The organism is Lentzea sp. NPDC051838 (assembly GCF_040681245.1).
GTDB lineage: Bacteria > Actinomycetota > Actinomycetes > Mycobacteriales > Pseudonocardiaceae > Lentzea.
This window is the reverse complement of sequence record NZ_JBFAYI010000017.1, coordinates 159744-170742: the sequence shown is the minus strand read 5'-3', so window position 1 is coordinate 170742 and position 10999 is coordinate 159744. Positions and strand designations below refer to the sequence as shown.

Here is a 10999-nt window from a genome sequence, read left to right as displayed (position 1 = left end):
TGGGTCAAGTCGACGAAAAGCGTGTCGACTTGACCCAACCCCTCTGGCGCGGCCAACGATCAGCCACGACTCGTGACGGGACCCACCCCACCTGTTCGTTGTTCGGCAGAAGCAGCTCGGCTTCGCCTTCTGTTGGTGGCCGGTTTGAACTCCCCGGCTGAAGTGGCTTCGAGCTGTCGTTATCACGGCCGAGGGAACTTCCGGTCGCCAGTTGGGATCAACCGACAACGACGCAGAAGTAGAACAGGCTATTGCGCGGTTCGTTGGGGCCAACGCCGCGTTCCCCAATGCGCGCTCAGCGGCATGCGCGGACGCGTTGCCCTCGTGAAAACCATTGGTGACCGACTTGCTCCGCTGATGTACTGATGGCCACCGTGAGTCTGCCGCGTGACGGAGGTAGTAGCTGTGAGCGGCTATAACGCGCTTGCCGAGGTGTACGAGTGGCTCATCTCAGATGCAAAGCTGACTCCGGCCGAGTTCGCTGCGTCGTTCGATGACGTCCTCGGTCTTCTGCCGTCGAACGCTCACGTCCTCGATTGTTCGTGCGGGACCGGACAGTTGGCGGTTGGCCTCGCCGGTCTTGGCATGCACGTTGTCGCAACTGACGCCAGCGAAGCGATGGTTCGTCGGACTGCGGAGTTGGCTGAGGAATTCGGTGCATCTGTCCGGACGGTGCGGGCGGACTGGCAGGAGTTGCCCGACCATTTCGATGACGACACCTTCGACATGGTGTTCTGCGTCGGCAACTCGCTGCACCATGCCGAGGGCGCACGAGGCAGAGTTGCTGCTCTGGAGTCGATGTCACGGCTTCTGAAACGAGGCGGGCGCTTGGTGCTCACCTCCCGCACCTGGGAACTCGTGAGAGCCAGAGGTTCCCGGCTGGACATCAGTGACCGACTCGTTCGCCGGAACGGTCGCGATGCCGTCGTGGTCTACCGCTGGGACATTGCGCCGAACTGGGAGGACGAGCACCACATCGAGATTGCGATCGCGCAAGTGGACACGGCTGGGTCGGTTCTTGCCCGCTCGGCACTGCTGTCGAGCTGGCCCTACCGATACGAAGAACTCGAAGCCGAGTTGCGCCGGGTCGGACTCCAGACGGAAATGAGCACGTTCAACCTTGAAGCCGAGAACTACATGGTGGTGGCGAGCAAGCTATAGACAACGGGCTCATCAAGAGCCACGGCACGACTAGCACGGACCGCGGCACCGACGAATCTGCTGCGATCACTGTCAGCTTGGGGGAAGCAATGCGTACTGCTGTTGTTACGGGTGGTGGCACTGGGATTGGCCGTGCCATCGCACTTGAGCTCGCCTCGCAAGGCATGCAGGTCACCATCACCGGGCGCCGGGCTGAGGTTCTGGCTGCTGTGCCGGGTGTTCGGCATGTTGCGTTCGATGCCACCGATCCTGGTGCGGTCGACGCCGCGCTGACCGAACTACCGTCCCAAGTGGACGTTCTGGTCAACAACGCCGGTGGGGTCATCGGTCACGAAGACACGAAGTCGAGGTGGCTGGCCAACTACGAGGCCAACGTTGTCAGTGCGGTGTTGGTCACTGAGGCGTTGACGCCTCGGTTTGCCGACAACGGGCGGGTCATCACGATTGGTTCGATCGCGGGGCGGCGCGGTGGCGGGAGTTATGGGGCGGCCAAGGCTGCGGTGGAGGCTTGGACCGCGGAGCTGGCCGGGGAGCTCGGGGCGCGGGGGATCACGGCGAATGTCGTGTCGCCTGGGTTGATCGTGGAGACGGAGTTCTTCGGTGAATCGATGACCGAGGAGCGGCTGGCGATGCTCGTCGGGCAGACGAAGAACGGCCGGGCCGGCACGCCTGAGGATGTGGCGGCGTTGGTGGGGTTTCTGGCTTCGGAGCGGGCCGGGCACATCACCGGGCAGGTGCTCGCGGTGAACGGTGGGGCGCACCTCGGACGGTAGCGCGCAGGCGGCGGATGGCTCGGAGCACCTCGTCGCGGTTCTTGGCCGACTTCAGCCAGGCCGGGAGTTTGGACAAGGTGGTCATCCGCCGCACCACCGTGGGGAGGGGGTCCTCGCGCAGCGTTGCGGAGACGTAGGACTCCAGCAGGTCCAGGTGTTCTGGGTTCAGGGCCCAGAGGGTGTGGCCCGCGCACGGGGTTTGCAGCCAGAGGTCGGGGACGAAGCGTTGGTCGTCCCAGCACCACGTGCGTTGGTAGGCGTGCGTGTGGGCGCAGGCCGGGCAGACCAGGCGGGCCGAGGTGACCACGGCCTGGGCTGTGCAGGAGGGGCACTTCACCAGGACCGGGTGGGTGGCCAGCTCGCAGAGGCAGGCGCCGGAGTCGCGGTGGCGGGTCATGAGGTGAGGATGCACCTGAGAGCATGAAGAGGTGACGCGAATTGTTGCCGGGAGTGCGGGAGGCCGCAGGCTCAAGGTGCCGCCGAAAGGCACGAGGCCCACGTCGGAGCGGGTGCGGGAGGCGTTGTTCAGCTCGCTCGAGTCGATGATGGATCTTGACGGGGTGCGGGTGCTGGACCTGTACGCGGGGTCCGGGGCGCTCGGGTTCGAGGCGTTGAGTCGAGGGGCCGGGCACGCGACGTTCGTGGAGGCGGACAAGAGGGCCGCCGAGGTGCTCAAGACGAATGCCGGGGAGTTGCCCTTCCGGGACGTCGTGATCGCCAACCGGAGTGCCGAGGCGTACGCGGCGACTGAGGGGGAGCCGTTCGACCTGGTGTTCGCGGATCCGCCGTACGCGGTGACCGACGAAGAGCTCGAAAAGGTGCTTTCTGGATTGGTAAACGCGGCGAGGCTCACAGCCGACGCGGTGCTCATCGTGGAGCGTGCTTCGCGCAGTGCCGAACCAGCGTGGCCGGAGGGAGTGGAATCCTTGCGTGCCAAGCGTTATGGGGATACGGCGGTCTATTGGGCGCAGGTGCGTTCGGATGGGTGACGAGAACCACGGACACGCCTGGAGGCGTCCGATCGGGTGCTAACGTCCGCCTCATGACACGTGCCGTGTACCCCGGCTCCTACGACCCGGTAACCAACGGTCACCTGGACATCATCGGGAGAGCCGCGCACCTGTTCGACGAGGTTGTCGTCGCCGTGCTCATCAACAAGAACAAGCGCACCTTGTTCGACGTCGAGGAGCGCCAGGAGATGCTGCGCGAGGTCACGGCACAGTGGGACAACGTGCGTGTGGATTCGTGGCACGGGCTGTTGGTCGACTACTGCCGTGAGAACAACATCAAGGCCATCGTGAAGGGCTTGCGCGCGGTCAGCGACTACGACTACGAGCTGCAGATGGCGCAGATGAACCACCAGCTCACCGGGGTCGACACGCTCTTCATGCAGGCCAGCCCGCAGTACTCGTACCTGGCGTCGTCGCTGGTCAAAGAGGTCGCGACGTACGGTGGCGACGTGTCGACGCTGCTGCCGGCCACGATCGAGCAGCGGTTGCAGCAGCGCCTCGCGGAGACCCGTTAGAGCGGGAGTTTCATCCCCACGTGCGACGCGGTGAAGCCGAGTCGTTCGTAGAAGCGGTGCGCGTCGACGCGTGAGGCGTCGGTGGTGAGCTGGACCAGGCCGCAGCCGCGGGCGCGGGCCTCGTCGATCGCCCAGAGCACGAGCTGTTCGCCCAAGCGCTTGCCGCGCTGGTCGGAGCGCACCCGCACGGCCTCGATGGTCGCGCGGGTCATGCCCAGGCGGGACAGGCCTCCGGTGAACGTGAGCTGCAGCGTGCCCACGACCTCGCCGTCGGAGTCGGCCACCGCGAGGTACTGGTGCGGGTCGGCGTCGATCACCTCGAAGGCCTTGAGGTAGGCGGGGTCGCCCGGCGACTCGCGCTGAGCGCCCAGGGGGTCGTCGGCGAGCATCTCCACGATCGGGTGGACATCGGCCGCGGTCGCCCGCCTGATCGTGATGGTCACGGCCAAATCCTGACACGCCCTGCCGATCTCCCTCTTTCGGGGAGATCCGCAGGGCACACTTGTGGGTGGGAGCCACAGGTAAATCAGGGGAGTGAGACGTGTACCGGGTGTTCGAGGCACTCGACGAGCTCGTCACGATCGTCGAGGAAGCGCGCGGAGTTCCGATGACCTCGGGCTGCGTGGTGCCGCGCGGTGATGTGCTCGAACTGCTCGACGACGTGCGCGACGCGATCCCCGCGGAGCTCGACGACGCGCAGGACGTGCTGGACCACAAGGACGAGCTGGTCGGCAAGGCCAAGCACGACGCGGAAGCCGGAGTGTCGAAGGCTCGCGCGGACGCCGAGCGCATGCTCGCGGAGGCGCAGGCCGAGGCCGAGGCCATGCTGTCGGACGCGCGGGCCCGTGCCGAGCGGATGATCGCCGAGGCCGAGGACCAGGCGGAACGCACCGTCGCCGCCGGTCGCCAGGAGTACGACGACCTCGTCGGGCGTTCGCACTCCGAGGCCGAGCGGATGATCCAGGCTGGCCGCGCCAACTACGAGCGCGCCACCGAGGACGGCCGTGCCGAGCAGGCCAGGCTCGTCAACGAGCAGGAGGTCGTCCGGGCGGCGCACGCCGAGTCGGCGCGCATCCTGGACGCCGCGCAGAGCGAGTCGATCCGGCTGCGGTCGGAGTGCGACGCGTACGTGGACGGCAAGCTCGCGGACTTCGAGGACCTCCTCGCGCACACGCTCAGGTCGGTCGGCAAGGGCCGTTCGCACCTGCGCGGGCCGGCCGTCGCGGGGGCTTCGGCGCCCTTCGACTACGGTGCTTAACGAACCAGCTGGTCCTCTGGGCGCCTGAACGTGTGATTCGCGCTACTACGGACAGGTGCGATCACCTGCCGATTTCACGCGTGAGCCCGTCGTCCCGTACCCTGGACCGGCTGGACGTGGTAGGTCCCCGCCGGCAACAAATCTGATCATGACTGAGCATCGTCACGCGTCCACGCGTCCCACAGCATCCGGTCCCTGGGTCATCGACACCAGGGACATCGGCCGTCGCGCCGGGTCGAGCCGACCCTTCGTCCGGTCGGTTCCCGCCGAGGGTGTGGGGTTGCTCGGGGTGATCGCGGTGCCGGAGGCCGGAGAGGTCGAACTCGATCTCCTGGTCGAGTCGGTGGTCGAGGGTGTGCTGGTGTCGGGGACCGCGTTCGCCAAGGTCGAAGGGGAGTGCTCGAGGTGTCTCGAGCCCATCTCCGATGAGGTTGAAGTCCGGGTCACGGAGCTGTACGCGTGGCCGGACAGCACCACGGACGAGACCACCGACGAAGACGAGGTCAGCCGGATCGAGAACGATCTGATCGACCTCGAGCCTGTGGTGCGGGACGCCATCGTCCTCGCGCTGCCGCAGGCGCCGCTCTGCGAGCCGGACTGCAAGGGGCTTTGCTCCGAGTGCGGCGGTAGGTGGGCGGAGCTCGGGCCCGACCACGGGCATGAGACGATTGACCCTCGGTGGGCCGCGTTGCAAGAGCGGTTCAGCGATGACAACAACGAGGAGAAGTAGTCGTGGCCGTCCCGAAGCGGAAGATGTCGCGCTCGAACACCCGTGCGCGCCGTTCCCAGTGGAAGACGTCTGCCGTGCACCTGGTGGCGTGCTCCAACAAGGCTTGCCGCCAGCCGAAGCCGCAGCACGTCGCCTGCCCGGCCTGTGGTCAGTACGCTGGCCGCCAGGTCGCTCAGCCGGCCTGATCTCCTCGGTTACGTAGTGGGGGGAAAGCCGCCGCGCGCTCCGCAAGCTGACCGCGCGACCTTGTCCGAAGCGCTCGGCGTCCAGTTGGACGCCGAGCTGCTCGGGCTTGCGCTCACCCACCGGTCGTACGCGTACGAGAACGGCGGTCTGCCGCCGAACGAGCGTCTCGAGTTCCTGGGAGACGCCGTGCTCGGGTTGGTCGTCACCGACCACCTCTACCGCACCCATCCCGATCTTCCCGAGGGTCAGCTCGCGAAGCTCCGCGCCAGCGTGGTGAACATGCACGCTCTCGCGGGCGTAGCGCGTGACCTGGGGCAAGGCGGGCTCGGTGCACACCTGCTGCTCGGTCGTGGCGAAGAGCTGACCGGCGGCAGGGACAAGGCGAGCATCCTCGCCGACGGCCTCGAAGCCGTCATCGGTGCGGTGTACCTGCAGTTCGGTATCGATACCGCACGAACGTTCGTTCACCGGCTGTTCGATCCACTCTTGGCCAAAGCTCCGCTTCTCGGTGCTGGACTGGACTGGAAGACAAGCCTGCAGGAGCTCACCGCTCAAGCCAGTCTCGGCGTCCCGGAGTACCGCGTGGACGACCAGGGGCCGGACCACCGCAAGGAGTTCACCGCCACGGTGCTCGTCGGTGGCCAGCCCTACGGCAAGGGTGATGGGCGCACCAAGAAGGAAGCCGAGCAGAAAGCCGCCGAAGCGGCTTATCATGTTCTGTCGGAGCGGGTCAAGGCCGAGCAGGAGTCGGTCAAATCCGCAAACGGACAGAACGGCGCCTCGGTGACGCCAGGGACCCTCCCATCCGAGGAAGACTGAGACACGCAATGTATGCGACCAGGTACCGCACCAACCGCCGCACGCGCTCCGCTCGCGGCCCGGTGAACACCTCCCGCAGTGGAGGCATCCAGGGACTTGTGCTGGTCAGGGACACGAGCCGCGCGGGTGTGTGGGTGCTCAAGCCCACCAAGCCGCAGGCCGCCGTGATCGAGGCGCAGCCCGTCGACGAGGGCAAGTCCGAAGCCTGACGTGCCCGAACTCCCAGAGGTCGAGGTGGTTCGCCTCGGCCTCGAAGCTCACGTCTCCGGCCGGGTCATCTCCTCGGTAGAGGTGCTGCACCCACGAGCCATCCGCCGGCACGACCTGGGCTCCGCGGACTTCTGCGCGCGCTTGGTCCAGCAACCCATGGTTGCCGCCAAGCGCCGCGGCAAGTACCTCTGGGTCGAACTGGCCGACAAAGCCGCCATGCTCGCTCACCTGGGCATGAGCGGCCAAATGCTCGTTCAGCCTGTTGGCGCCCCGGACGAGAAACATCTTCGCGTGCGGTTCCAGTTCGCCGACGGCGGCCCGGAGCTGCGTTTTGTCGACCAAAGAACCTTCGGCGGCCTCGCCCTGGCCGAACTCGTAGAGGTCGACGGCACCCTGGTCCCCGACTCGGTCGCCCACATCGCCCGCGACCCGATGGACCCTCTCTTCTCCCGCGATGCTGCCGTGCGCGCGTTGCGCCTGCGTCACACCGAGATCAAACGCGCGTTGTTGGACCAGACGCTGGTGTCCGGCATCGGCAACATCTACGCCGACGAAGCGCTGTGGCGCGCTCGCCTGCACGGCACCCGGATGACGGACAAACTCACTCGGGTGAAAGCCTCTGAGCTGCTGGATCACGCCACCGACGTGATGCGTGAGGCGCTCGGGCAGGGCGGGACGTCGTTCGACGCGCTCTACGTCAACGTCAACGGTCAGTCCGGGTACTTCGACCGGTCGTTGAACGCTTATGGGCAGGAGAACCGGCCTTGCAAGCGGTGCGGGGCGATGATGATCCGCGAGCCGTTCATGAACCGCTCCTCGTACTCGTGCCCGCGCTGCCAGCCGCGTCCTAGGGCTTGAGGATCTCGGTCAGCTTGGCGTGCAGCTCGACGAGGGCCGCCGCGCCTTCGGGTTCCAGCTCGATCTGATCGGCGTTGTTGAGCAGCCGACCAGCGATCGCGACCTTGCCGGCCTTGATGTTCTTGGCTCTGCACCAGGTGTCGACGGCCTTGCTCCGCGTCACTCCCTCAGTGAGGTCTGCTGGGGTGATGCGCTCGGTGCTTCCGCTGTCGGCGATGTGATCGTTGACCGCTTGCAGGTACGAGTCGATCGTCAGCAGGTCCTCCATTGCCTTTCCTGGGGGCAGCGACAGCACGCGATCGGCTGGCATGCCGTCTTTGACCAGCGCTTTCTTCTTGGCGATGCCGCCCCCGTCTCCGTCGACCAGGTAGACGACCCGGTCCGCGGGGTCGTACAGCTCGAGGCTGTCCGCGCTGATGTTCGAGAGGCCGGGAGCCACTCGGTAGAACAGGTCCGTCTCTCCGGTCGCCTTCCGGATGAGGGTGGGTAGCAACAACATCTCGCTCGCACCCTCGGTCAGGACTGCGCGGCTGAACCGGGAGTACGCAGTCCGACTAGCCCCGGCCATCACGTGAAGTTCGCGGAAGCCCGCCTTGCCACTGCTCCAGAAGTTGGACCGCAGCTCGCTGGTGTGCTGGGACGTCGGCACGACGAACCGGAGCCCGGTGCCGATGTCTGGTGGCAGGCAGTCGAGCGAGTGCGTGGTGTACAGGATCTGTTGTGCCACAGTCTGCTGTTGGAGGACTTCCATCAGGTCTGCTTGGGCGTCGAGGTGCAGCTTGCTCTCGGCCTCGTCGATCAGCAGCACCGGTGGATTGGGTCCGGTCCGGTCATGCATGAACGCCATCAACGCGACGAACGCTCGAAGCCCTTCGCTTCGTTCGTCCAACGACGTGGTCACGCCGTCTTCGTGCAGCTCGTTGATGAGCACCTGCACCTGCGTGCCATGGGTGACCAGCTCGATCGTCAGTTCAGACTGCCGCCAGGTTGGCTGGAGTTTGGCCCGCAGAGCGTTGTTCGCCTTCCGCAGCGCCGTCCTCAACAGGGTGATGTTGCCTTCGGTGATCAGTGCCCGGAGTTGCTCGACGTCCGTGCAGCCCAGCCGGAGCAGGTTCTGCAAGGCTCGTGGTGGTGGGGCGTCTTCGTCCGCGAGGTCGTAGGTCGTCTGCAGCATGCGATCGGATTGACTGAACAGAAGGAACTCCGGACAGACCTTGAGAAGGGCTTGCTGCATGACCCCGAAGGGGCCGCCTCGACCAAAGATGCCGTCGCCGTCGACGAGCTCTAGGGCAGCCAAGATTGAGGAGGTCTGAGAGTTCTGCTTGCGCCGGGGGAGTGCACGCAGAACCTTGATCAGTTGAGTCACCGTTTGCTGTTGCTCGTCGCCCCAGGGTCCTGTTGTGAGGTTGTCGAGCAAGCTGCGGACGGAGTCGAGAGCCGATCGTTGGTCTCGGTTGAACATCCCGGCGGCTCTGCCGACGGACTCAAGATCACTTCGGAGGTTTGTGAAGAAGAGTCCCGGAGTCATAGGCAGTCTGCCTTCGGACTGCAAGAACCATGCCCGCCCGCCGGCGTCTCTGTTCATCGTCACCGACTGTGGGACTTCATCGATGTAGAGATCATTGAGTAGCCGATGGTCGTGTTCGGTCAGCTGGAAGGTCGCTGTGATCACTCCGGTGCCGGACTCGTCGACCGGCATCTCTCTGGTCAGATCGGCTGCGTGCAACGGGGTGCCGTTGAGGTCCTTTGCCATCAGCCAGGCCAGTCCTTCTAGGACTGTGCTCTTGCCTGACTCGTTCGGGCCCAGGAACGCGATCAGCTTGCCGTCGACGTTGCACGACGTCTGAGCCAGCCGCTTGTACCCGTTGAACTCGATCTTCGTGAGCCGCACCCAAGACCTACCCAGTGACCCAGCGTGTCCGATGAGGGGAAAGGTCTAACACAACGCGACCCCCATCACCGACGACTTTCTCCAAGGCACTAACGGGTTAGACAGTACTGCGCACTGCGTAGTACTGTTCAGCACGCAAGAGCGGGTCGGAGGGGTCATGGACACGAGTCAGCTGCTCAAGGGTGTGCTGGACCTCGCCGTCCTTGCGGTTCTGCGCAAGGACGACGGGTACGGGTACGACGTGGTGCGCAGGCTGCGCGCAGGGGGTTTGAACGATGTCGGGGACGCGTCGGTGTACGGGACGCTGCGGCGGCTCTACAACGCGGGGATGCTGACCTCGTACGTGGTGCCCAGCGAAGAGGGGCCGCACCGCAAGTACTACAGCATCAACGAGACCGGGCGGGTGCGCCTGGCTGAGTCGAGGGAGACGTGGAGGTCGTTCGCCAGCACGCTGGACGGCCTGCTCGAGGAGGTCGCAGCATGAACACGCAGGCACTCGGGGTCGAGTACTACCTGGCCGGGATGCGTGCGGCCCTCGACGACCTGCCGCCCAGCGAGGTCGCCGAGATCATGGAGGACGTCAGCGCGCACGTCGCGGAGCTGGCGACCGAGCTCGGCGAGAACGAGACGCTCGAGCAGCGGCTGGGGTCGCCGGAGCAGTACGCGCAGGAGCTGCGGCAGGCTGCCGGGTATCCGCCGCGGACCGAACGGCTGCCGGTCACGACGAAAAAGAAGCTGCTGAACCGCCCGCGGGTGGCGGCTTGGGGGCTGGCGATCGCCGCGGGTGTCACCTTGCTCGCGGGTGTCACGACGCTGCGGGAGCCGGCGATCTTGCTGCTGCCTGGCGTGCTCCTGGTTCTCAGCCTGGCGCTGGTGCACGACCGGGGGCCGGCGCAGCAGGAGATCATGGACCTGCCGGAGACGCGCAGGATCCAGCAGTGGCTGACGGTCGAGGAGGGCACGCCGGCTGAGCGGGCGTTGACCTACCTGAAGTCGTTGCAGCCCGCGTGGTGGTTGGCGCGGGCCGCGCTGCTGGGGATCGGGGCCGTGCTGCTCGCAGGGCGGGACATCCTCGGGTTCCTGGTCGTCGCCGCGATCGCGATCATCTCGGTGTTCGCGGGGCCGCGCGCCAAGATCGACCGGCGGTGGCTGTGGTTCAGCCTGCCGGCGTCCGCGTTGGCGGTCGGGTTGCTGTTCCAGGTCGTCGACGCGACGGCGAACAACCTCGGCTACAACGCGTCGAGGTCGTCGTACCCGCAGCCGATGGTCGAGACCTACGAGAACATCTACGTTCAGGACGAGAACGGCAAGTGGCTCAGCAACGTGCTGTTGTACGACGAGAACGGCCATCCCATCAATGCGCCGCGCACGTACTACGGCTGTGGTGGGAACGGTCCCGAACCGATGATTCCGGCTAACAGGTATCCGCGACCGAAGATCGACTACGAAAACGGAACCTGTTACACGGTGACACCGAGCATGTCCGCTCCGTCATCAACGCCGAGCACATCGCCGTCGACTTCCGGAAGCGCACCTTCCAGCTCGGTGCCACCTACTTCTGTGTCACCCAGCAAGTAATGCCAGGAGC

Annotated in this window: 15 protein-coding genes; 12 read left to right on the top strand and 3 right to left on the bottom strand. The window is 65.8% G+C overall.

The window, feature by feature from the left end; translation table 11 throughout:
- Positions 1-405: 405 nt before the first annotated feature.
- Complete coding sequence (locus AB0M24_RS30625) at positions 406-1161, top strand: class I SAM-dependent methyltransferase (RefSeq protein WP_363775550.1); 756 nt, start codon at positions 406-408, stop codon at positions 1159-1161.
- A gap of 89 nt (positions 1162-1250) precedes the next feature.
- Positions 1251-1934, top strand: a complete 684-nt coding sequence (locus AB0M24_RS30620; RefSeq protein WP_363775547.1) for an SDR family oxidoreductase — start codon at positions 1251-1253, stop codon at positions 1932-1934.
- On the opposite strand, the gene AB0M24_RS30615 is transcribed toward AB0M24_RS30620, so the two are convergent.
- Entirely contained in the window at positions 1885-2331 is a 447-nt protein-coding gene (locus tag AB0M24_RS30615) for a TFIIB-type zinc ribbon-containing protein (RefSeq protein ID WP_363775544.1), read from the bottom strand. The genes AB0M24_RS30620 and AB0M24_RS30615 overlap by 50 nt on opposite strands.
- Before the next feature lie 31 nt (positions 2332-2362).
- Here AB0M24_RS30615 and rsmD point away from each other — a divergent pair, with 31 nt between their 5' ends.
- On the top strand, positions 2363-2923 hold the full coding sequence (gene rsmD, locus AB0M24_RS30610; protein ID WP_363775541.1) for a 16S rRNA (guanine(966)-N(2))-methyltransferase RsmD: 561 nt from the start codon (positions 2363-2365) through the stop codon (positions 2921-2923).
- A 53-nt stretch (positions 2924-2976) separates the two neighbouring features.
- Positions 2977-3459, top strand: coding sequence for a pantetheine-phosphate adenylyltransferase (coaD, locus tag AB0M24_RS30605; protein ID WP_166043311.1), 483 nt, complete (start codon positions 2977-2979; stop codon positions 3457-3459).
- Here the strand turns inward: coaD and AB0M24_RS30600 are convergent.
- Entirely contained in the window at positions 3456-3896 is a 441-nt protein-coding gene (locus AB0M24_RS30600) for a GNAT family N-acetyltransferase (RefSeq protein ID WP_363775568.1), read from the bottom strand. The two genes, coaD and AB0M24_RS30600, sit on opposite strands and share 4 nt — an antisense overlap.
- 104 nt (positions 3897-4000) lie before the next feature.
- On the opposite strand from AB0M24_RS30600, the gene AB0M24_RS30595 reads away from it, so the two are divergent.
- From AB0M24_RS30595 to mutM, 6 genes are all read left to right on the top strand, one after another.
- Positions 4001-4717: a DivIVA domain-containing protein gene (locus tag AB0M24_RS30595; protein ID WP_363775537.1), complete on the top strand. Its 717-nt coding sequence runs from the start codon at positions 4001-4003 to the stop codon at positions 4715-4717.
- A gap of 148 nt (positions 4718-4865) precedes the next feature.
- Positions 4866-5447, top strand: a complete 582-nt coding sequence (locus tag AB0M24_RS30590; RefSeq protein ID WP_363775534.1) for a YceD family protein — start codon at positions 4866-4868, stop codon at positions 5445-5447.
- A 2-nt stretch (positions 5448-5449) separates the two neighbouring features.
- Positions 5450-5632: a 50S ribosomal protein L32 gene (rpmF, locus tag AB0M24_RS30585; protein ID WP_030467958.1), complete on the top strand. Its 183-nt coding sequence runs from the start codon at positions 5450-5452 to the stop codon at positions 5630-5632.
- Positions 5633-5648: 16 nt separating this feature from the next.
- Positions 5649-6452, top strand: coding sequence for a ribonuclease III (rnc, locus tag AB0M24_RS30580; RefSeq protein ID WP_363775530.1), 804 nt, complete (start codon positions 5649-5651; stop codon positions 6450-6452).
- Positions 6453-6460: 8 nt separating this feature from the next.
- Complete coding sequence (locus AB0M24_RS30575) at positions 6461-6661, top strand: hypothetical protein (protein ID WP_325517619.1); 201 nt, start codon at positions 6461-6463, stop codon at positions 6659-6661.
- Between the two features lies 1 nt (position 6662).
- Positions 6663-7520 (top strand): bifunctional DNA-formamidopyrimidine glycosylase/DNA-(apurinic or apyrimidinic site) lyase, encoded by an 858-nt coding sequence (gene mutM / locus AB0M24_RS30570; RefSeq protein WP_363775526.1) that lies wholly within the window; start codon positions 6663-6665, stop codon positions 7518-7520.
- On the opposite strand, the gene AB0M24_RS30565 is transcribed toward mutM, so the two are convergent.
- Positions 7510-9273: an AAA family ATPase gene (locus AB0M24_RS30565; protein ID WP_363775523.1), complete on the bottom strand. Its 1764-nt coding sequence runs from the start codon at positions 9271-9273 to the stop codon at positions 7510-7512. The two genes, mutM and AB0M24_RS30565, sit on opposite strands and share 11 nt — an antisense overlap.
- Positions 9274-9568: 295 nt before the next feature.
- On the opposite strand from AB0M24_RS30565, the gene AB0M24_RS30560 reads away from it, so the two are divergent.
- The gene (locus tag AB0M24_RS30560; protein ID WP_086660750.1) at positions 9569-9895 is read left to right on the top strand and encodes a PadR family transcriptional regulator; all 327 of its coding nucleotides are present in this window, start codon (positions 9569-9571) and stop codon (positions 9893-9895) included.
- Positions 9892-10989, top strand: coding sequence for a hypothetical protein (locus tag AB0M24_RS30555; protein WP_363775519.1), 1098 nt, complete (start codon positions 9892-9894; stop codon positions 10987-10989). The genes AB0M24_RS30560 and AB0M24_RS30555 overlap by 4 nt, the downstream gene beginning before the upstream one ends.
- Positions 10990-10999: the final 10 nt, after the last annotated feature.